This is a genomic window from Bartonella sp. W8167 (assembly GCF_016100335.1).
GTDB classification, from domain to species: domain Bacteria; phylum Pseudomonadota; class Alphaproteobacteria; order Rhizobiales; family Rhizobiaceae; genus Bartonella; species Bartonella apis.
On sequence record NZ_JACFSQ010000002.1, the window covers coordinates 1 to 19,513 of the forward strand.

Below are 19,513 nucleotides of genomic sequence, written 5' to 3' on the forward strand. Positions count from 1 at the left end.
GGTGCTTGCATAAAACAGACCATCGACGTTAATTTGAGAACCTTCGCCTGAAATCGTAGTCGTTCCGAACGCTGATACTCCATTATAAAAATTTCCATTCGAACCATTTTGTTGTTGAAGCGCATTAATGACGCTCGCACCTTTAACCACAAGGCTAGCAGTTCCCGCCCCACCTGCATTCATTACAGATCCGGCGTTTAAGGTTGAACCACCATCCAAGACTGCCGTGGAACTCGAGTCACTTCCTTGGTCGCCCCCGATATAAAAGCTAGAATCCAAATTAACTTTTGCATGATCATTCATAAATAAATAGGTGTGATTACTGGTACTGCCTTCCGGATCACCAACGTATAGCTTCCCCTCACGTAGGAATATCGGTGCACCTTCATTTATTTTTATATTCAAAACAGTATCCGGGCCAGAAAGGCTGTATGTTCCACTTCCTATAAACATACGAGCATAAGTTTTTTCTGTCCCAGCCGTTTGTTCAACTTCGCCATGACTCCATACACAATTATTAGGATTACATTTACCAGTTATATCATCGACAACTTCCGCATATGCCGACACAGTAAACGAGCTAACTCCACATAACAGTAAGCCCGTTAAGGTCAAGTTCTTCATTTTACACCCCTAAAAAATAAAAGAATTCATTTGTTAATTTTTTCGGCTTCTACAATATCATTTTTTAATAATCAAGTGATTCTATAAGAATCATAATATTAAATTTTAATTTTAATCGTGTTTCAATGATATTTAATTAACAGGTTAACTTTTTGATCTAATAAATGATTATATTTTTTACTTACAGAATCACATATATACATTATTTTTTTATAATATTATATATTTTTAGAAATTTATATATTTTATTACATTAGAATATTTAAAAACTTCATAAAAATGACTATTTTTACTTTTTTAAACAACAGCCTATATCAACTGCGATTTCGCCAAGTTGAAGATATATTGCATGCTTTAGGTATAGATATTTTCCTTAAAACTGGGCGTTATCAGGTATCTCTTTTGCCAGATGAATAGCTCGTTAAATATGAAAGAAATGTGAGAACCAACGCTCGAATTGGCGATGGCGTTTGGATGAAGCCTTCGTCAACATCAATGGTGTTCAACATTATCTATAGCAAACAGCTGATCATGGAGGCGAAGTTCTTGGAAGTTCTTGAATGTTATGTTTTCAGGCGTCGAAATAATAAAAATGCCGTTGGAATTTATCAAAAAACTATGAAAGAAAACGGGGTAACAGAAGTTATAATACGAATATGCCTACATCATATAAAGCAGCATTCCGGAATATTGACATAGAAGATCTTCAAAAAACAGGCCGCCGTCTTAATAATTGATGTAAGAATTCTCATCTAACCTTTCGGCGACGAAAACGAGCAATGCACGCTTTAAAACTATGTCTCGGTGACAGAAATTCACGCTTATTTAATGAAAAATATATATAACACAATAAGTTATTCTACTTTTATAGTTTGTTTATCCCTTAACGCGCCTCCCCCCCCCAAAAAATCACGTTTGGAAACTTTCATCAAGGGCTTTGATGTGTCAATTCAAAAGTATAAGACGACAGTTAAAACGCCTTAGTCAGTATCATGCATTGTATTCACTCAAATCAAAACCACGAAATGCATGCAATCAACAAAGTTCCTCCGAATACGTTAAACAAACACAAAACTGTATTTTTTAGATAAGATAACAGGATCATTCATAAAGCCGGATTTATCATTAACTTCTAAACGACAATATCACCAGCAAGCATGCGGGTTGCCAAGCATTTGCAACCAACAAAACCGCCGTTGTCCCTGCCACAATAATCTGCTTTTTTAACAAAGAACTCAGAACATGTTTCATATAGGTTGAACGTATTGGAAATCTTTAACTTTCAAAATTTTTTAAACTGAAACTAAACTTGTAGAAAACTTTCTGAATAGAAATTATCGGCTCCGTCTATGTTCATTTTGCGTTTTGATAACAGCAGCAATCACTTTCAAAGCATCTCAGAAATGAGGAACCAACAATTTTTATCTATAATATTGTCTTAACCAGCTAGAGAAAAGATGCTAGTGAAGCGACTACAAAATTTTATTCAGCTTGAAACGACCTTCTGGAGGAGAACCTGATGAACAAACTTTTTTCAAAGACACCCCTTCCTCCTTATTACATTGTTGCTTTTTCTTCCCAAAGGACCGAGGGAGATAATGGCTATGGAGAAATGGCGAAGGCAATGGAAGAACTGGCGTTTCAGCAACCCGGTTGTCTTGGTGCAGAAAGTGTTCGTGGTGCTGACGGTTTTGGCATTACCAATTCGTTCTGGAAAGACGAAGCGAGTATGAAGGCCTGGAAAGCAAATGTTGACCATCAGCTTGCCCAGAAACTTGGACGGGAGGTATTTTATTCCCATTACGTCATCCGTATCGCGAAAGTAGAACGTGACTATAGCTTTGAAAAAATGCAGTTAGCATAAATCCGGACTATCCTTCGGGCATTTATCTTGATGGAGAATTTTGTTCCATCTTTATATGACGCATTCTTCTTGAGTTCTATTGATCGAATAGTCAAAAAATCATGAAACCGGAGCCAACAAAAACATGGTGTGAAGCCTTGGGATAAATGAAACGGGCTCATTTGAATTTTACCGAGAACGGGTTTTGGCAAAACCCATATTGGAAACGCTTAAGTTCAAGTTGCAAACCCCAATTAAACCTGCACAAGTGAAGATCCTTATTTCTCGATCAAAGGTCGGCAATTCATGATAAAAGATATGAAAATATTGTTAAATATACTAACTATCCTTATACACTGAACGTTAAAACAGGTTATAGTTCGAGTTTGAGACTGTAACAATTCGATATGTTTCCTTGGAAAAATTTGATCAACAAGGCTTGGATATCCATCACATATCGGAAAAAGGAGAGAGTAATGCTCAAGCGCGTCTTGGCGGCAGTTACTATATTGATCATTATTCTTTCTTCTGCTTCGGCAAAAATGAATGTCAAAGAAAAAGAATTCCGGATAATCAATACCTTCCTTGCATTGCAAATTTATATGTCGCAAATCAAGGATGCAGACCATCTGATGACATTTGAAAATCTGAAAGTATTTCAATTGCCGTCATATAATGCCGACAAAATAGAAAAAGATTTCAAAGCTAATAGAATTACTGCTCAAAAAAAATATAGCACGCCGTTTTCTGTCGATGGACTCATTACAAGCTTGAAGCAAACGACAGAGGGCTATGAAATCGGCTTACGTTCAAGCAAATCAAACACGACGCAGGTTATCGGCGTTTTGGGAAAAGAATATAACGGCTTTAATCAGCCTCTTAAAACCGGTAAATATTTTTCATTGACTTGTAGAGAAGCCACATTCGACGGAACGGTTTATGCCAAAAGATGTGCACCCGAGGTTGGTTCGCTCATCATCGAAGAAAATCAGGCAGCCCCGATAACCAAAGCTTTTCTTTCCGGAAAAGATATCTCTTCCTATATTGCTAGCAATAGAGGCGAGGCCGTAACAACACGGCTTTTTATGCTGAAATATATTGCACAATATGCACCGGATAATTCGCCATGTTTTTCTTGGGAAACATCAGAAAAATGCAACTTTTCCGATTTTCTTCCCTTTAAAGGCAATATTCGTGAAACAAAAGATTTCCAGCAAGCATACGAAAAAGGTAAGGATTTTTATCGTCTCCCCTGATTCATTGACAGCCTGATTCCTATCGTTTGACTCACTGGCTTTAATAGTTATTTGCGCTTTACCCCACGAAGTCGTTCAGAATTAATCGTTAAAAAACCGTCTCTTTTCCGTTAAGCGAGCAAGTGCCTATGGCTCGCGCAACAGTGTGATTGTTTTGAAATAGTCGAATCCATCACCTCGGCATCGTTATAAGAAGATATCCCACTATCTTTCTCGAAAACTCGATAGAATGCCTCTAAAACTGTGACAGTTAATCAGTGACATTAAAACGGTTATCAAAATAGAAAGATCACGTCCGAGATAGTCCGATAATTATCGTGCAGCATGTGGCAACAGCCGGAATGGGAAAACTCGTATAGCGGCGGGAAACATAAGCCTTTATTTTCGGTCATTAAAAACCTGACTTGATTAATTTCTTCGACAATCGGAAACAGCGTTTTGTGGTAAATAGCAAACAATATTTTGAAATTTTAGAGTAGAAATCCGTTATCGCGGACAAACTTCCAATTTATCAGGTTATCTATTTTTCAGATCAGACAGTGTATCTGCCAGAGTTTTCTCTAAAGGTCTGAATTGAAGCCCCAGAATTTTTTCATATCTTTCACTGCTGAAATGCGTTCTATCATATTGGCTTGCCACTAAACGGACCGAAGCCAATGATAATAAAATGGGCTTGCCTGTAAACTTGCAATAAAGTTCCTGCAAAAAAGCGATGCAGTACAATAGTGGCATTGGCATGGTCTTTGTTGGCGTTTTGACATTGGCATAATGACCGATCATGGATACAAGGTCTTTCATCTGAATGTGGCGGCCAGCAGCAAGATAACGTTCTCCAGGCTTGCCTTTAAGCGTGACCATAATTAGGGCAGCCGCAACGTCTCTTGCATCAACGACCGAAAAGGTCCCTGGAACAATGGCAGGCAATTTCCCGTTCATGACATCAAGCGCAAGTTGTCCGGCCGAGGTAGGCCCCATATCACCGGGCCCCCACATCCACCCCGGTAAAATATAATAACATTTCATCGTCGGATGCAGAGCGGCAAATTCTCTGACTGTTCTTTCACTGATGATTTTGCTTCGATAGTAATCATCCGAATTTTCTATATTTCTATCACATGTTTCATCAATCAATGAGCCGGCCTCACCATCAAGAACTGCAATTGAAGAAACATGAACAAACTGTTTGACACCGGCTTTTAAGGCCGCTTCCAATAGGGATTTTGTACTATTAATATTGATGTTTTCGAGATCGGCCCAATGGCTGCCGCCTTTATAATTGTCGCGGAAAAAAGCAGCTGTGTGAAAAACACTTTCGCATCCAGTCAAATGGCTTTCGAAGCTAGAGACATCGGTCATATCGCCTTGGATGATATCAAGTTCATCATGAGGCGCGAATTGCTTATTTGCCTTTTGTCGCGACCGGACAAATGCTTTGACATGATAACCTTCGGCAAGCAATTGACGAACCAGATTATTGCCCAATAGTCCGGTTGCACCGGTTACGAAAACAGTTTTCTTCATCAACGATTCCAAATATCAAATGAAATTCATATATCAAGTGATATTTATGTTTCATTTGCCGACTTGTCAAATGAAATGTCGGATGATATCTGAAGTTTATGGTCAAACAGATAAAACCGCGTAAAACAAGATTGGAAAGCCAGCAAGAGACACGCCAGAACCTGTTGGAAGCTGCACGCATGCTATTCACTGAATTGGGCTACGAGGCAACCTCCATCAGAGGAATCTGTGGTAAAGCAGGCTATTCACAAGGAGCCTTTTATTCCAATTTCAATAATAAGGACGAAGTTCTTCTAGAGCTTCTCGAGCAGTATAAATCATTCGAGGCAAATTCACGAAAACAGCTCATTGATGATGCAGGGGATGATTTTGAAAAGGCCCTGAATGATATGATCTTGTGGTTTGAACGTAATGATCAAAATATTTCCCACACAATTCTGTTCCTTGAAATGCAACTTCACGCTTTGCGCCATCCGGAATTTGTAAAAACTTATAATAATCTTATGGACGAACAAAAATCGTTCTATACGAAGCTCGTGCAACATCTGTTTGCTATGAGAAATATAGAACCTCCCTTTGATTGCTCGATTGTTGCTGAAGGGTTAATGGCACTTGGGGCTAATGAAGCAGTTGCCAGACGATTGAACCCGAAGCGGGAGAAGCAAAATCCCTTTTCGGCCTATCTGAAATCGATTTTTCAGATAGAAGAGGAATAGAAACGTTCGAAGCTAGTAAACCGGTATATTGATCATATAGGCAAGAAATATTTCTCTGCCTCTTTTTCATGAATATCTATAAACCGGTTTCACTATTAATGGCCTGACAAATTTCCGATCTGAGGTAAAGCAAGAATAACAACGACCAATTTTTTTGGAATTTCATTGACTTAAAATCGGCTTTATCACTCGGGAAATTTATATATAAGTAAAATTATTATTATAAACATCTGATCCGCCACCATATAAAATTTAATTTTTCAAATAATTGCATACAACTTATAGAATAAAAGTCTCTTGACCCGAGTAAATTCGTTGGCCGTGCCTGATCAGGCTCTGTTGCCGCCCAAGGAAGGCAAAATTTTTTCGCATGAAATGAAAGCAGCATTTTGATTCTTTAAAATTGAGGAATAAACTCATCTTAAACTTGATACCATAATCAAACACCCATGACCAACTCATATGACCATTGCTAACGAATAATTTTTACCGGAGGTAGATGATGCTTACTCAAACACGCCGTCATTTTTTAATTGGCGCTTCACTTCTTCCTGTTGTTTGCGCATTTCCTTCTATTGCCGCTGCCGACGACAAAAAACCGGTAATATGGGGGCCTCCGGCGGGTCCTTCTATCGTCGCGGCTTATGCAGTAAAAACCGGCATGTTGGAAGATTTGCTACCCGGTTGCCAATTCAAAGTTTGGAATAATCCCGATCAAATCAGAGCCGGGCTCGGTTCCGGCACAATCAATATGGCCATTTTGCCAAGTTATAGCGGCGCGAATTTATATAATAAAGGTCTTGGTGTAAGATTGGCGAATATTCTGACAGACGGGCTTCTTTATATCGTTGCACCGGAAGCATCCAACATCAAAACACTTCAGGACCTTGTCGGTAAAAAACTTGCTGTACCATTCAAAAACGATATGCCCGACTATATTATGCAGGCAATTTTAAAAGCCTATGACATCAAGCCGAATGCAATCGACATACAATATACGGGGAGCCTCCCCGAAGCTATGCCGCTTCTCATGATCGGGCGTGTTGATGCAGCAGTCATTGTGGAGCCAGCGGCCTCTACTGTGATTTCCATGAGCACGGCATCCCCTAAAAAAATTGTTCGTGCTCTCGATATTCAAAAGCTTTGGGAAAAAGTGTCGAAAACCGATGCCATTCCGCAAGCCGGACTTGTTGTTGGCAAAGGTTTCGAAGGCGACGAAGGAAAAGACAAAATAAAAGCGCTCAATGCATGTTTTTCTGATGCACTTGAAAAAATTAAAGCTGACCCTGAAAAAGCGGCTGACGAGATCAGCGGTCTTCTCGATTTTCCGCCGCGCCTGATAGCCGCATCCATCGCTTTCAGTCATCTTGTTGTTCATAATGCAAGCGAAGTGAAACCGGGGCTGGAAACATTTTTCAATGTTCTCATCGAACAAAATTCTGCAATTCTGGGCGGAAAACTGCCTGATGACGGATTTTATGCCTGATGAATTTCCATAAGACCATTTCCCATCTTGTGTCGCTTGGAAACTATTTCTGGGGAGGCTTCGCAGGGCTTGCCGGTTGCTTCTGTTTTTTTGCCGTTTGGCAGTTGGCCCATGAACTTTATGGGAGTTATGTGCTCCCCTCTCCGCAACAAACTTTGCAAGCAATGGTCTTGCTTGTCCAAACGGACAAATTTGTCGAGATGGCGAAAATTACGGCCGAACGTTCATTTGCAGGTTTTATCATTGCTGCTTCGATCGGAATTCTCGGTGGCGTATTGTGCGGTTATTCATTTGCGGCAATCCGTCTGATGCGGCCGATCATTATCATTCTTCTCGGCGTGCCTCCAATCGGTTGGATTGTGCTTGCGCTTATCTGGTTTGAAAACGGTGGTGGCTCGGTTATCATGACGATTGCTGTTGCGTCCTTTCCGTTCATTTTTATCAATAGCGTTCAGGCAATTGCCACGCGTGACCGGTCACTCGACGATATGGCGCGTGCTTTTAACATCGGTATATTCAAGCGATTTCGTACAATCACATTTCCGCAAATGGTGTCCTATATTTTTCCCGCCTTGTCGCTTTCGGCCGGAAGTGCCTGGAAAGTCGCCGTGATGGCTGAACTTTTGAGCTATTCCGGCGGGCTGGGGGGCCTCCTTTTTGAAGCACGCAGTACTTTTGATGTTCCTGAAGTAACGGCCATTATCATGATCATCGTGTGTTTTGCTCTTATAACCGAATTCGGGATTATCCATCCTATACGTGAATTTTTTGAAAGCTGGCGACATGCATCCGAGCCTTGGGGCGTAAAAAAATGAGAATTGAAATGCAAGATATCGCGTTTTCTTATCTCGGAAGACGCATTCTTGAAAACGTCAATATCCGCGTCAATGACCACGAAACGCTGGTTATTCTTGGTGCGTCCGGTGCAGGAAAAACCACAATATTACAGATTGCCGCAGGCCTGTTAACGCCTAACAAAGGGGAAATCAGGAAAACTTATCGCCAGCAAGCAATTGTTTTTCAGGAACCGAGATTGCTCCCTTGGAAAACAACTTATGAAAATATTGCTTATGGTTTGATGAATTCACACCGACCATCCGGAAAAAAAGATTTCATTTCCGATTGCGCAAAAAAGGTCGGTTTAAAAATAACTGATCTTGAAAAATATCCGGCTGCATTATCGGGTGGCATGCGCCAGCGCGCAGCTGTCGCGCGCGCACTTGCCGTTAATCCCGATATCATATTTTTCGACGAGCCGTTTTCTGCTGTCGATATCGGCCTCAGGCGTAACCTTCAGGACATTGTTATTGAAGAGGCAAAAGGTCAGGGGTTTTCATCATTGTTTGTTACTCATGATCTTCACGAAGCGCTGCGCATTGCTCACCGTCTGTTACTGGTTGGTGGCGATCCTGCAACAATTGTTGCTGAAAGACATGTCGAAGGTGAACCGGGAAAGCGAAGCGAACGTGAGATATTCGATATGAGCGAACAATTCGCCAAAGATCGGGATTTTTACGACCTTCTTTATAGAGACAGGGACTAACGCAATGGGGCTTGGCAAAAATATAAAAACGTCGATTGCTCATAATCCATTTTTTACCGAAGGCGTATTTCTATTCTTTCCGGTATCGGCCGGTTATGCTGTGCTCATGCCGTTTATCTGGGTAATTGCCTATCAACTCGACTATCCCGGTACACGCTATATTTTTCCCCAACAATGGCATGCCCACGAGATGATTTTCGGCTTCTATTCGGCTGCCCTTGCTGGATTTTTATGTTCCGCCGTTGCCGAATGGACAGAAACAAAGCCGTTAAATGGCATGAGACTTTTCTTTCTGCTTTTATTATGGCTTCCCGGTCGCATTGTCGGTTTTTTGGGTTCGGATTACCTGATGGTCGTCGGCAGTGTGTTCGATTTCGCCTTTCTGGCACTTATGATCTTATATGTCGGTTTGCCGATTATTTCGAAAAGAAAATGGAAAAGCTTGTCATTTTTGCTATGGCTTATCGTTCTTTTTGCACTCGAAATTGTTTTGAAAATCTCGTGGTGGCGCGAAGAAACGGAACTATCGTCCCACATATTGTGGTCGATTATCGCTGTTTTTGTTGTTCTGTTTTCCTTGGCTATCTCGCGCATTAACACTGTGGTCACCAATCTTTCATTGGATCCTTCTGGTGAAACAAGCCCATATCGCCCGCATCCGGGCAGACGCAATCTATCTGCATTTTTGACAGTCTTATATGCCCTATCAATGCTTTTTCTGCCGTCTTCACAAATGCAATATTATCTCGCTTTTGCTGCCAGTGCCGGTTTTATGGACAAAACTGCAGAATGGTTTATCGGCAAGGCTGCATTAAAAGCAGAAGTCTTATGCCTTGCGCTTGCCAATGTCAGTGCTGCAATCGGTTTTTTTCTTATCGGTCTTTCCGGCTTTAATGAGCGCATACCGATTTATGCGGGCTTACATATATTAACCATTGCGACATTGGGGCTTGGCGTGATGGGTGTTTTTACGATTGCCGGTTTACGTCATTCAGGACGAAAATTGATAGCCATACCGTGGCAATCAAAAGCGGCTATCGCATTTATTATATTCGCCGCCGCCATGCGTGTTTTGCCAGAAATAACCGATCTCACCGCTTTTGGCAGTCACCATTATGCATGGGCCGCGATTTTCTGGTCTTTGGCTTTCCTCCTCTGGCTATGGGGATATCTGCCCTTCCTCAAAAATCCGGTAAAACTTTAAGTTCATCAAGCCGTTTTTCAGCACTGTTTATTCTGAAATTTCATCACGTTATAAAGCCAATTAACTGAAAGAATAGATGGCAAAAATTTTCGCTTAAAAATCGTGCTGCAAGACCTTGAAGGTTTATTTAAGCTCAAGTTTTTCCGTTTTTCAGTCAATTGAAGACAGGACAGTTTTTTGAATTTTTCTACTGATATAAAAGTAAAACTCACCTGCTGTTTGTAGGGGACTGTGTTATTTGAGACAGATTTCCAGAATATTTGAGACAGACAAGGACAGGGTGAAAAAACGGCAAATAACTGTAAAATAAAGGAAAATGGTCGTTTAAAGCAACAAGCACTAAAAAAACGCTCTGGATTTGCACAATATCACTTTCACTCATTCTGCGGTCATTTGAATATCATTTTAACGCGAAAGTGTATCAATCGCTTGCCTTAGCGATATAAGGCTTCTAGTGCAATTTGAGAGGAAAAATTTACACGATATTTGAGACAGATGTCTGTTGGTGGTGGGAAATTTATTTATGGCGATTTGTCATTATTTCCCACCACAAAAAAAGTGAATGTTTTCAAATCGTTGTGTATTTTTGGGCACTACGCCTTTAAGTCGTGTGGTGGGAAATGCCAGAAATCAGTTTTTACTCCAAATGATATTGGTCACTTGAAATTGCGGCTTTGCTCCTTTAGGTAGCGCTTCGCCAACGATTGAAGCATCACAGTCGGGGCTTTCAAGGCCTTTCAGTCCCGCGCATTTCAAAATCGCAGCTTTAAGCTCATTCTTATCAAGTTTATCGACTTTCAAAAATATATCTCCGGCACCTGCATTCCCAACCGATATATTACACAACGCTCCTGTGGTGCTGACGTGACTAATTCTACACTGGGTTATTTTTAAGGTTTTACCGTTGTTGTTATTGTCACTGAGTGCATAATCGAGCGATGAAATTTCTTGAGGATCTTCTCCGTAAGCTGCACCCATTGTTAGAACATTTAACAACAGAACAGACATGAAGATTATTCTATTCATGTTATTGCCTCCTATTTTTTAATTTAAAACTGCCTTTGAATGCGGCGAGTACACTTAAAAATCACTTAAAGCTAAGCCTAACGTCAAAATGGATATCGTAGTTATAAAAGTTCTCACTCCACGCATTTAATGCTTCCGTTTACTGTTTATTTCTCGCCGGTATCTCTTTTCAAATTTTCTGCATTTTTGTTAATATTGAAGGTATTAACGTTGCCGAAAATGATTTGAATCACAGTTCCAGTCATGGTTTCATCACTCGTCTTCTCATCAGAGTGGCATTCAAAAGCTTTAGCGAGTTTCTCGTGTAATTCATCCCAGCCGTTCATTTTGGTCTCCCTATTTTAACCAGGGAAATCATGATCTGATTTGGTCAAGAATTGTTTTATTTTGCGATCATAAGCCGAATAATATTATCAGCACTTGCAGCATCACATTTTCCACTGCTTCCAAGAATTTTATAAGCAATCGCTATTAACTCTGCTTTAACGTCGGGCTGTAATGTCTTTTTTACTCGTTGCAATCCTTCCTCAATTGCCGAAATAGCCATAGTTAGGCGTTCATTATCAATCATTGTATCCACGTCGTTTAACATCATGTCGCCGACACCAGACAAAAGCCAATTGATATTTATTCCATACAATTTTTGATATTGCGCCAAGGTCGTCGCGTCAGGCGCAGAATCACCCCGTTCATAATTAGCGAGAGTTTTTGCATTTATACCCAAATTTTTGGCTAACATCTCTCGATCTAGATTACCGTTCTTTTGACGAATTAACCTAAGCCGTTGACCTAACGCTGTTTTTATTCGTTCTGGGCGCGCCATTTCAAAACGCAAAAAATAGGTTTACAAAACCCATTTTTTGCCTTAACCTCCTTCATTATAAACCGCAATCACGGTCTGTAATTATAATCCAACTACCAGAAAAAAGCGGGTGTAGCAGCATCCGCTTTTTGGGAGATTAAGTAATGAGTAAGACTAAACTCGATTGGCCAGGCATTATTGCCGAAATAAAACGGCGGGGCTTCAGTTTATCCGAACTTGCAAGAGAAAACGGCTATCACCCGTCGACTTTTGTGCAAGTGAAAAACAAATGTCATTACAAAGCACAATCAATAATTGCAGCTTGTATTGACCAAGATCCACGAATTATTTGGCCAGATCGTTACCTCATCAAAAAACCTCACGTTATATCTAACAGATATCGTGCGCTTTTAGAAAGTAAAAAATCAGCAGCCAATGTTGACATGGAGAAGGCCGCATGAATGCTCCTATGTCAACAAATACAATCATGATTGACAACGCAATCAACCCAAGTGTCGTTGACGTTAGCGTGTCTAAAATTGAGGTTCCGGAAAATCGCGCCCGCCAACTTGATCAAGCGTGGGTGGAAGCACTTGCAAAAATCATCGACACGCAAGGGCTAACGAATGCGATCACCGTACGTGAAGCCAATGACAAATATGTGCTTGTCAGCGGTGCGCACAGATTAGCAGCGTTTAAAGCACTGCAAAGGGAGACAATACCAGCACGGCTTTCGACAGCTAAGACGGACGATGAAGCCAAATTAGAAGAGGTAATGGAAAATCTTGGTCGGAACGAGCTCAATGCACTTGACCGTTGTCACCACCTTTTTGACCTTAAAACCGTTTATGAAAAATTGCACCCGCAAGTCAAACATGGCGGTGACCGTAAGTCTGAAAAAATCAAAGTGCAAAATTTGCACGTTGATCCGGAACAGCCGGAAATATTCGGTTTTGCAGAAAACATTGCGGAGAAAATAGGCCTTTCAAGACGCTCTATTTTTGGTGCTATTGCCATTTGGAAAGGCCTGTCTGTTGACGCTCGGCACCGGCTAGAAGGAACGTGGATAGCTGAGCACCAGGGAAATTTGAAAGCACTTTCCGATGAGACAACAGTAATGCAGGGCAAGATATTAGACCTGATGCTGTTGGAGCCAGTGCGAGCAACTAGCGTGAGCGACGCGCTTATAATCATAAAAAATGGTCGTTTGCCAGATGGGCAAGAAAAACGTTTCCAGGCGCTCGCAAACAAGTTGTCGCGTTTAACCGATGACGACCTCGATATTGTTTTGTCGGCTCAAGCGGACCGGGTAATCGCATGGGCAAAGAAAACGGGACGGATTTGATGAAAAAAAGCCGCGATATAAACACGCTTGATCTGTTTCGTGATTACCATCCGGAAGAAGATGATGTCGCGGCAAAAATTTCACCGGAAATAACAAAAGGTGGAACTCTGAACGTTCAAATCGCGCGCGTGGTTGCCCATGCTTGCCAAGAGTCAGGTAAAACACGCGAGGAAATATCCAGGCAAATGTCAGCTTATTTGGATCAAGCTATAACGGTCAATATGCTGGATGCTTATGCCAGTCCTGCACGTGAAAACCATAAAATAACGTTAGAACGGTTCATAGCTCTATTAGATGTAACTGAATGCTATGGGTTGTTGGCGTTTGTCTGCCAATTCGCGGGATATGTCGCTGTTCCAGCGCGTTATGCGGATATCATCGAAATTTGGAGGAACGATAGAGAAATCGAAGAAAGACAGCGGCGTCGCGACGCTCTCGTTGGCAAAGTGAGGGCGCTCAAATGACACTTTTTAAAACCTATTTGTCGGCTCAAGAAATAGCTGATGCAGCTTCAAGGCTAAAACTGACGGTTTTGCCGCATACGAAACGTGGCGTTCAACTTGTTATCACACGAGAACACTGGGATAGGACACCATTGTGCCGCAAGCGTCAAAGCGGCGAAGGTGGCGGCGGAAATGAATATCATTACACATTGTTGCCGCTCGCATTACAAGCTGCGTTGTTAGCTGAATACAATAATCGCAACCGGATTGTTGCAATTCAAGCTGAACAAAACAAAGACATCGTTTTAAACGAACGCCTGTCGCTAACAGAACTGACAGGCCGGCAAAAAGAAGTAATGAATGCACGAGCTGGTGTGTTGCGGCATGTCGAATTACGCATGTATGAGCGCGGACAAACACAGCGAGGTGCGATCCTTTCGTTCTTAGACGACCTAAAAAATAACAGATTATCGCCTGAACTGGCAAATTTGTCGGAACATGCCAATGATAAAAGCCGTGGGCTGTCACGTGGCACAATCTCGCGCTGGTTTACAAGTCGAGAAAGTGGTGGATTGGTTGCTTTAGCACCGAAAAAAACGCGCGAAAAAGAAGCTGCACCGTCCTGGCTTAAAAGTTTCTTGAAATATTATCGGCAGCCTCAAAAACCGGCCGTTGCACAGGCATATGAACGTTGGTGTGCTGAGAGTGATCTCGCCAAGATGCCAACAATACGTCAAGTCCGTCATGCATTATCAAAATTACCTGAAATCGAAAAGCAGCGTGGCCGACTGGGTGCGCACGAACTAAAGGCGCTCAAAGCGTACAAAGCACGTGACGTTTCGGACTTATTGCCGGCAAGTGTATATGTTGGAGACGGAAAAACGTTCGACGCGGAAATCGCACACCCGTTGCATGGGCAACCTTTTAAGCCGGAAATCACAACAATAATAGACGCTTTTAGTCGCAAAATCGTTGGCTGGTCGGCGGCTTTGGATGAAAACGCCAATGCCGTCATTGACGCCTTATTGATGGCAGCCAGAACAAACGGCATTCCCGCTATTTTTTATTCCGACAATGGGCGCGGATATAAGAATAAAGCAATGGAAGACAGCCTAACCGGTTTTCTTTCGCGTTTGAGCATTACGCCTGCACACGCCATTGCATATAACAGTCAGGCGAAAGGTGTCATTGAAAACTTTAACAAACGCTGGACGGTCTTAGCTCGTGAATTTCCGACATACATTGGGCGAGACATGGATCGAGAGGCTTCAACCCTTGTTCACAAGACAACACGCAAAGAGTTGGCTTTGGCTGGCGTATCAAGCTTGCTGCCTTCATGGTCGGAGTTCTTAGAGGCGTGCCAAGATTTAATCGATAGTTACAACAACAGGCCGCACCGCTCGCTTGAAAAGATAGTAGACCCGACCACAGGCAAGAGGCGTCATATGAGCCCGAACGAAGTTTGGCAAAAAGCATTGTCAGGCGGTTTTGAACCTTATCTTGTGTCTGATGAGGAAGCTCGTGATCTGCTTCAACCGTGGGTTATTCGCAAAACACGGCGCGCGTTGGTGGATTGGCTAGGCAATTCCTATTATGCCATCGAACTTGAAAAATATCACGGCAAAGACGTCATTGTTTCCTACGACATTCATGACGCATCGAAAGTGATTTGTCGCGAAATCATTATGCTTGATGGCGAACGTGCACCCGGCAAAATGATCGCCGAAGCACGGTTTGAGGGACATAAAACACGCTACATTCCGTTGAGCGCCGAGCAAGCGGCGATGGAGAAACGGCATAAAGGCCGGAAGGCTCGCGCTATGCGCAAAGTAACCGAAATCGACAAGGAATTGCGGTCGATTACGTTGAAGTCATTAGCTGAAAATGTTGTTCCGCTTGCCGCCCCTGCACCCGAGCCGGCACAACCAGTGCTCGTTGCAGTTAACAGCGAGCGCAATAGCGATAATGAACAGAGCAATTTCCAATCAGCTAGGAAGCGTCCGAAGTTCCGGAATGACGCAGAGTATGCGCGTTGGCTGATGGCAAATCCGGAACGAGTAACGGCGCAGGACCATGCGAATATTCGCAATGATCTGTTGGCCACGAAGCACAATGCCGACTTTCTCGCCCGTCAGGGCATTGATCTTGATGCCCTTGCAAAGCTTGCAAGATCTGCTGCCTGACAGACGAAAGTCACGAGACATGAGAGACGTAAATGAAAAACGAATTTGTTGAAACAGAAAACATAAAAAAATTTGATGCAGCCCTTTCGGCGTTAGAACGGCGGGGTGCGCAAGAAGCATGTTTGATGGTTGTTGATGGGCAACCCGGTTTAGGAAAAACGACATCCCTTTACCGGTGGGCAGCGCAAAATGATGCTGTCTACTTACGGGCAAAAAAAGAATGGACGCCGGCGTGGTTTTTAAACGAACTTCTTGCTGAATTGAATGTCAATGATCCGGCTCATGCTTTCCAAAAACGCTTCAATCAAGCCATGGAAGCGTTGTTAAAAAGGCAAAGTGTCATGCTTGCACAGCGTCGCACGTTTTCAGTTGTAATTGATGAAGCTGACCATATATCGCGCAATTCGCGAATTATGGAAACTATCAGAGATTTTTCCGACCTTGGAGATATAGTTTTTATTCTTGTTGGCATGGGAAAGCTGCGCGATAACCTCACCGCGCTGCCGCAAATAGCTAGCCGCATCGCCCAATACGTACATTTTGAACCGGCCACGATTGATGATGTGCGGTTGTTTTTGCGTTCAATCTGCGAAGTACCGGTTGGTGACGATATCGTACAATTCGTTCATCAAGTGACGCGCGGCTTCAATCGCGAAATAAAAGAAGCCATTGCCAATATAGAACGCGTTGGTTTGCGTGGCGAATTCGACGCGGAAAATCCTCTTCACCTTTCCGACATGGCTGGCAAATTGTTAGTAAACGATCGTCAAACCGGCGCGGCAATACGAATACCGGAGGTGATATGATGGCCGGTACAGGTACAATTCAAATCGCCGTGCTGGGTGCCATCGGAAAAGGCTTAAAGTCGCTTGACGAGTTAGACTGCCATTTGCCGATTTCCCGCAAAGAAATAAGCAAGGCAGCATGTAAGCTGGTGATCAAAAAACTTATTGAGCGGCTAGAAGCTGGTCGTTACCAGCTCACGGATGATGGGCAACTTTTTTTGGCTGAAGGCCGAACAATTACCAGCGGGCCAAATCAACCTTTATCATTTTTGCGTCAAGCCCCGAGAAATACTTTTCGGCAAAGGGCATGGAACGCCATGCGATTGCAAAAGCGCTTTACTGTGCAGAGTATTATTACAGTTGCCAAAATAATAAGCGATGGCAATGTTAGTCATAATTTGCAGGTTTTCATCCGGCGATTGGTGACTGCTGGTTATGTGGTCGAGCTGCCCGCCCGTGAAAAAGGAACAGCCCTAACATCAAATGGTTTTAAAGTTTTTCGGCTCATCAAAGATACCGGCCATTTGGCGCCCGTATGGTCGAAGGGCAAGATTGTTGATCGCAATCAATTGGCGGAGGCGTGCAATGACAACGTATCAACAACTTGATGAATATGCCCTTCGTCTTCTGGAACAAGCCTACGAACGGTTTGGTTCAATTACCAAAGTTGCCGAAAAGATCGGCTACAAAAGGGCAAGCGTATCTTTAGCGCGAGCTCAAAAATATCCGGGCGATACAACCAAACTTAGGTCTGCAATTCTGGCAAATCTGACAGTATTGATCGAATGCCCGCATCTTTTAAAAAATATAACGCCGGTAGACTGCGAGCGTTACAGAAATCGGGCAATACCAACGTCAAGTCGCGCAGAAGTTAAGCATTGGCAGGCGTGCCAAGTTTGCCCATTCAATCCAAAACATTCGATCCAAAAGAGAGGAAAATAAGATGAATACAGTCACAACGCACATTGATTGTAACGACAATGATTTATTGGCCATTCATGATGAACTCTTAGCACATGCAAAGCGCGGCGGTGTTTATCTGTCGTCATCAGATTGCCGAAGAATGGCGCTGCAAATAATTTTTGAACTCGCCAAAAATCCCCGCCGAACCGTCGTACCAATGCCGTTTCCATTGGTTAGTCAACCGGTTGCAAACGAAAATTATGAAAAAGAGGTGGCATAAATGGCAAATCGAACGAAAAAGACAGCATTGCAAAGCGTGCCACAAACACGCGATGACGTGGTCGCTAAAATCGCGAGAATTGGGGATCTGCACAGTCAACGGGATGTAATTAAAGCGCAGCATGACGAGCGCGTGCGGGAAATCGGCAAATCCTTTGACGAACTAGCGGCGCCCCTGAATGAAGAGCTCGCAAGTTTGACCGCTGGCGTGCAGGCATATTGCGAAGCGCACCGGAATGAGCTCACCAATAATGGGAAAGTAAAATTTGCGAGCTTTTCAACCGGCACAGTATCGTGGCGCACGCGGCCGCCAAGTGTGAGCCTACGCCGTGTGGAGGCAATCATTGAGGGTTGTAAACTTGCTGGTTTGGAAAAGTTTATTCGCGTCAAGGAAGAAATCAACAAAGATGCCATGCTCGCCGAGCCGGATCAGGCGATGAAAGTGCCCGGCGTTACAATCAAATCGGGTGGCGAAGATTTTATAATTGAACCACTCGAACTGAAAAAAGGAGCAGCGTGAATGGCACATTATTATGCATATTGTTTTCGAGACGGCGTTGTCGGATTTAGCCAAATGCTGTCAGCGGTTCCCGAGGGTGCTTTAATTTTTGCAGAAGGTGAAGGGCGAACCTTTAAGAATATTGTAGAAACGAGGTGTCGATTGGCTTATAATGGCCGTACTTATCTCTGCCCCGGCCTGCCAGAGGGTGACTTAAATGGCTTTAAGCTTTGGCATCGGTGGGCGTTCCCCGGCCAATCGCGCTTTCTTGATAATTTTCCGAGAGCAGCATGATGAGCACCAACGCCCAAATCAAACTCATCCACGCCGAAGCACGTCGTATCGGCATGGATGAGGATATGCGCCGGTCTTTCATGTTGAGAGAGGTCGGCCAACAATCCAGCAAAAATATGACTGAAGCCGAAGCGCAAAAGGTTATTTTAGCGTTGCGAAAATTGGCCGGGACAACGCCGGGCAATCGAAAAAGAAGCCAAACAGTTTCGGGCAAATTCGCTGGCATTTTACGGGCTATGTGGCTTAATGCTTACAATTTAGGCGTTATTCGAAATCGCGATGATAAAGCATTGATTGCATTTGCCAAACGTCAGACTGGATATGACCACACGCAATTTCTAACGGATGGGACGGCCGCGGGCAAAGTTATAGACGCTTTGAAGGCAATGATGGCACGCGACGCCGGTGTGAATTGGAGCCAGACTGGTGAAAAGCTTTCGAGTGCACAAAGCCGGACGGAATTTAACAAAAGGCGGGTGCTAGCAGCGCAATTAAGAATACTGGGGCGCGTTGAGAGTAGCCATATTCCGCCCGAAAAGCTGAATGCTGAAATTGCGCGGCTGGGAAAATTGGTTCGACAGAAAAAGATGAGCGTGGCAGCATGAAAAGTAAACGTGTGAATAAACAACTACGAGCATTCATCTTAAAATACTTTATGCCGCTTAGTTATGACGAGGAAATGAAAACACAAGGATTTCCATTTCCGCCTACTCAAAAGCCGCGTTTTTGGATGTCAAAAGATGGAGGAATTACGGTCAGAT

Annotated in this window: 23 protein-coding genes and 1 pseudogene; 19 read left to right on the forward strand and 5 right to left on the reverse strand. The window is 43.0% G+C overall.

Translation table 11 applies throughout. From position 1 onward, the window contains the following. A partial coding sequence (locus tag H3V12_RS06675; protein WP_198213902.1) for a hypothetical protein occupies positions 1 to 624 on the reverse strand: 624 nt, incomplete at its 3' end. 1,519 nt (positions 625 to 2,143) lie between these two features. Between H3V12_RS06675 and H3V12_RS06680 the strand changes: the two genes are divergently transcribed. Next, on the forward strand, positions 2,144 to 2,488 hold the full coding sequence (locus tag H3V12_RS06680; RefSeq protein WP_198213904.1) for an antibiotic biosynthesis monooxygenase: 345 nt from the start codon (positions 2,144 to 2,146) through the stop codon (positions 2,486 to 2,488). 455 nt (positions 2,489 to 2,943) lie between these two features. Next, a complete protein-coding gene (locus tag H3V12_RS06685) occupies positions 2,944 to 3,723 on the forward strand; it encodes a hypothetical protein (RefSeq protein WP_198213906.1) in 780 nt (259 codons plus the stop codon). Between the two features lie 516 nt (positions 3,724 to 4,239). Here the strand turns inward: H3V12_RS06685 and H3V12_RS06690 are convergent. Continuing rightward, entirely contained in the window at positions 4,240 to 5,244 is a 1,005-nt protein-coding gene (locus H3V12_RS06690; RefSeq protein ID WP_198213908.1) for an SDR family oxidoreductase, read from the reverse strand. Positions 5,245 to 5,342: 98 nt separating this feature from the next. Between H3V12_RS06690 and H3V12_RS06695 the strand changes: the two genes are divergently transcribed. The 5 genes from H3V12_RS06695 (at position 5,343) to H3V12_RS06715 (ending at position 10,193) form a co-directional block, all read left to right on the forward strand. After that, positions 5,343 to 5,960, forward strand: coding sequence for a TetR/AcrR family transcriptional regulator (locus H3V12_RS06695; protein WP_198213910.1), 618 nt, complete (start codon positions 5,343 to 5,345; stop codon positions 5,958 to 5,960). 499 nt (positions 5,961 to 6,459) lie between these two features. Beyond that, a complete protein-coding gene (locus H3V12_RS06700) occupies positions 6,460 to 7,446 on the forward strand; it encodes a PhnD/SsuA/transferrin family substrate-binding protein (protein ID WP_198213912.1) in 987 nt (328 codons plus the stop codon). After that, positions 7,446 to 8,261 carry an ABC transporter permease gene (locus H3V12_RS06705; protein WP_198213914.1) on the forward strand — a complete coding sequence of 272 codons (816 nt, stop codon included), beginning with the start codon at positions 7,446 to 7,448 and terminating at the stop codon, positions 8,259 to 8,261. Before H3V12_RS06700 ends, H3V12_RS06705 begins: the two co-directional genes overlap by 1 nt. Before the next feature lie 8 nt (positions 8,262 to 8,269). Then, entirely contained in the window at positions 8,270 to 8,989 is a 720-nt protein-coding gene (locus H3V12_RS06710) for an ATP-binding cassette domain-containing protein (protein WP_246787523.1), read from the forward strand. Between the two features lie 4 nt (positions 8,990 to 8,993). Beyond that, complete coding sequence (locus tag H3V12_RS06715) at positions 8,994 to 10,193, forward strand: NnrS family protein (RefSeq protein ID WP_198213926.1); 1,200 nt, start codon at positions 8,994 to 8,996, stop codon at positions 10,191 to 10,193. Between the two features lie 630 nt (positions 10,194 to 10,823). Here H3V12_RS06715 and H3V12_RS06720 read toward each other — a convergent pair. The 3 genes from H3V12_RS06720 to H3V12_RS06730 form a co-directional block, all read right to left on the reverse strand. After that, positions 10,824 to 11,219 (reverse strand): hypothetical protein, encoded by a 396-nt coding sequence (locus H3V12_RS06720; RefSeq protein WP_198213927.1) that lies wholly within the window; start codon positions 11,217 to 11,219, stop codon positions 10,824 to 10,826. Between the two features lie 146 nt (positions 11,220 to 11,365). Beyond that, complete coding sequence (locus H3V12_RS06725; protein ID WP_198213928.1) at positions 11,366 to 11,545, reverse strand: hypothetical protein; 180 nt, start codon at positions 11,543 to 11,545, stop codon at positions 11,366 to 11,368. Between the two features lie 56 nt (positions 11,546 to 11,601). Further along, positions 11,602 to 12,042, reverse strand: coding sequence for a helix-turn-helix transcriptional regulator (locus tag H3V12_RS06730; protein ID WP_198213930.1), 441 nt, complete (start codon positions 12,040 to 12,042; stop codon positions 11,602 to 11,604). A gap of 143 nt (positions 12,043 to 12,185) precedes the next feature. Between H3V12_RS06730 and H3V12_RS06735 the strand changes: the two genes are divergently transcribed. The 12 genes and pseudogenes from H3V12_RS06735 to H3V12_RS06785 all read left to right on the forward strand — a co-directional run bounded on the left by H3V12_RS06735 (position 12,186) and on the right by H3V12_RS06785 (position 19,357). After that, positions 12,186 to 12,482, forward strand: coding sequence for a helix-turn-helix domain-containing protein (locus H3V12_RS06735; RefSeq protein WP_198213932.1), 297 nt, complete (start codon positions 12,186 to 12,188; stop codon positions 12,480 to 12,482). Next, positions 12,479 to 13,366 carry a ParB N-terminal domain-containing protein gene (locus H3V12_RS06740; protein ID WP_198213934.1) on the forward strand — a complete coding sequence of 296 codons (888 nt, stop codon included), beginning with the start codon at positions 12,479 to 12,481 and terminating at the stop codon, positions 13,364 to 13,366. Before H3V12_RS06735 ends, H3V12_RS06740 begins: the two co-directional genes overlap by 4 nt. Then, positions 13,339 to 13,830: a hypothetical protein gene (locus H3V12_RS06745; protein WP_198213936.1), complete on the forward strand. Its 492-nt coding sequence runs from the start codon at positions 13,339 to 13,341 to the stop codon at positions 13,828 to 13,830. Before H3V12_RS06740 ends, H3V12_RS06745 begins: the two co-directional genes overlap by 28 nt. 698 nt (positions 13,831 to 14,528) lie before the next feature. Next, positions 14,529 to 14,966 (forward strand): annotated as a pseudogene (locus H3V12_RS11200) (transposase family protein); the annotation flags it as partial. Between the two features lie 288 nt (positions 14,967 to 15,254). Further along, on the forward strand, positions 15,255 to 15,992 hold the full coding sequence (locus H3V12_RS11205; RefSeq protein ID WP_246787531.1) for a Mu transposase C-terminal domain-containing protein: 738 nt from the start codon (positions 15,255 to 15,257) through the stop codon (positions 15,990 to 15,992). A gap of 32 nt (positions 15,993 to 16,024) precedes the next feature. Then, complete coding sequence (locus H3V12_RS06755; RefSeq protein ID WP_198213939.1) at positions 16,025 to 16,798, forward strand: ATP-binding protein; 774 nt, start codon at positions 16,025 to 16,027, stop codon at positions 16,796 to 16,798. Continuing rightward, entirely contained in the window at positions 16,795 to 17,385 is a 591-nt protein-coding gene (locus H3V12_RS06760) for a hypothetical protein (protein ID WP_198213941.1), read from the forward strand. The genes H3V12_RS06755 and H3V12_RS06760 overlap by 4 nt, the downstream gene beginning before the upstream one ends. Further along, a complete protein-coding gene (locus H3V12_RS06765) occupies positions 17,363 to 17,719 on the forward strand; it encodes a hypothetical protein (protein ID WP_198213943.1) in 357 nt (118 codons plus the stop codon). Before H3V12_RS06760 ends, H3V12_RS06765 begins: the two co-directional genes overlap by 23 nt. A 1-nt stretch (position 17,720) precedes the next feature. Beyond that, the gene (locus H3V12_RS06770) at positions 17,721 to 17,960 is read left to right on the forward strand and encodes a hypothetical protein (RefSeq protein ID WP_198213945.1); all 240 of its coding nucleotides are present in this window, start codon (positions 17,721 to 17,723) and stop codon (positions 17,958 to 17,960) included. Beyond that, positions 17,961 to 18,479: a host-nuclease inhibitor Gam family protein gene (locus H3V12_RS06775; RefSeq protein ID WP_198213947.1), complete on the forward strand. Its 519-nt coding sequence runs from the start codon at positions 17,961 to 17,963 to the stop codon at positions 18,477 to 18,479. Continuing rightward, entirely contained in the window at positions 18,480 to 18,752 is a 273-nt protein-coding gene (locus tag H3V12_RS06780; RefSeq protein WP_198213949.1) for a hypothetical protein, read from the forward strand. Continuing rightward, positions 18,749 to 19,357, forward strand: a complete 609-nt coding sequence (locus H3V12_RS06785) for a regulatory protein GemA (protein WP_198213951.1) — start codon at positions 18,749 to 18,751, stop codon at positions 19,355 to 19,357. The genes H3V12_RS06780 and H3V12_RS06785 overlap by 4 nt, the downstream gene beginning before the upstream one ends. Positions 19,358 to 19,513 lie beyond the last annotated feature (156 nt).

Coding starts and splice junctions, on each gene's coding strand:
- H3V12_RS11205 (WP_246787531.1), top strand. CDS start 15,255: ATGAGCCCGAACGAAGTTTGGCAAAAAGCATTGTCAGGCGGTTTTGAA.
- H3V12_RS06770 (WP_198213945.1), top strand. CDS start 17,721: ATGAATACAGTCACAACGCACATTGATTGTAACGACAATGATTTATTG.
- H3V12_RS06745 (WP_198213936.1), top strand. CDS start 13,339: ATGGGCAAAGAAAACGGGACGGATTTGATGAAAAAAAGCCGCGATATA.
- H3V12_RS06690 (WP_198213908.1), bottom strand. CDS start 5,244: ATGAAGAAAACTGTTTTCGTAACCGGTGCAACCGGACTATTGGGCAAT.
- H3V12_RS06785 (WP_198213951.1), top strand. CDS start 18,749: ATGATGAGCACCAACGCCCAAATCAAACTCATCCACGCCGAAGCACGT.
- H3V12_RS06760 (WP_198213941.1), top strand. CDS start 16,795: ATGATGGCCGGTACAGGTACAATTCAAATCGCCGTGCTGGGTGCCATC.
- H3V12_RS06700 (WP_198213912.1), top strand. CDS start 6,460: ATGATGCTTACTCAAACACGCCGTCATTTTTTAATTGGCGCTTCACTT.
- H3V12_RS06725 (WP_198213928.1), bottom strand. CDS start 11,545: ATGAACGGCTGGGATGAATTACACGAGAAACTCGCTAAAGCTTTTGAA.
- H3V12_RS06755 (WP_198213939.1), top strand. CDS start 16,025: ATGAAAAACGAATTTGTTGAAACAGAAAACATAAAAAAATTTGATGCA.
- H3V12_RS06765 (WP_198213943.1), top strand. CDS start 17,363: ATGACAACGTATCAACAACTTGATGAATATGCCCTTCGTCTTCTGGAA.
- H3V12_RS06775 (WP_198213947.1), top strand. CDS start 17,961: ATGGCAAATCGAACGAAAAAGACAGCATTGCAAAGCGTGCCACAAACA.
- H3V12_RS06705 (WP_198213914.1), top strand. CDS start 7,446: ATGAATTTCCATAAGACCATTTCCCATCTTGTGTCGCTTGGAAACTAT.
- H3V12_RS06780 (WP_198213949.1), top strand. CDS start 18,480: ATGGCACATTATTATGCATATTGTTTTCGAGACGGCGTTGTCGGATTT.
- H3V12_RS06695 (WP_198213910.1), top strand. CDS start 5,343: ATGGTCAAACAGATAAAACCGCGTAAAACAAGATTGGAAAGCCAGCAA.
- H3V12_RS06685 (WP_198213906.1), top strand. CDS start 2,944: ATGCTCAAGCGCGTCTTGGCGGCAGTTACTATATTGATCATTATTCTT.
- H3V12_RS06720 (WP_198213927.1), bottom strand. CDS start 11,219: ATGAATAGAATAATCTTCATGTCTGTTCTGTTGTTAAATGTTCTAACA.
- H3V12_RS06680 (WP_198213904.1), top strand. CDS start 2,144: ATGAACAAACTTTTTTCAAAGACACCCCTTCCTCCTTATTACATTGTT.
- H3V12_RS06730 (WP_198213930.1), bottom strand. CDS start 12,042: ATGGCGCGCCCAGAACGAATAAAAACAGCGTTAGGTCAACGGCTTAGG.
- H3V12_RS06710 (WP_246787523.1), top strand. CDS start 8,270: ATGCAAGATATCGCGTTTTCTTATCTCGGAAGACGCATTCTTGAAAAC.
- H3V12_RS06715 (WP_198213926.1), top strand. CDS start 8,994: ATGGGGCTTGGCAAAAATATAAAAACGTCGATTGCTCATAATCCATTT.
- H3V12_RS06735 (WP_198213932.1), top strand. CDS start 12,186: ATGAGTAAGACTAAACTCGATTGGCCAGGCATTATTGCCGAAATAAAA.
- H3V12_RS06740 (WP_198213934.1), top strand. CDS start 12,479: ATGAATGCTCCTATGTCAACAAATACAATCATGATTGACAACGCAATC.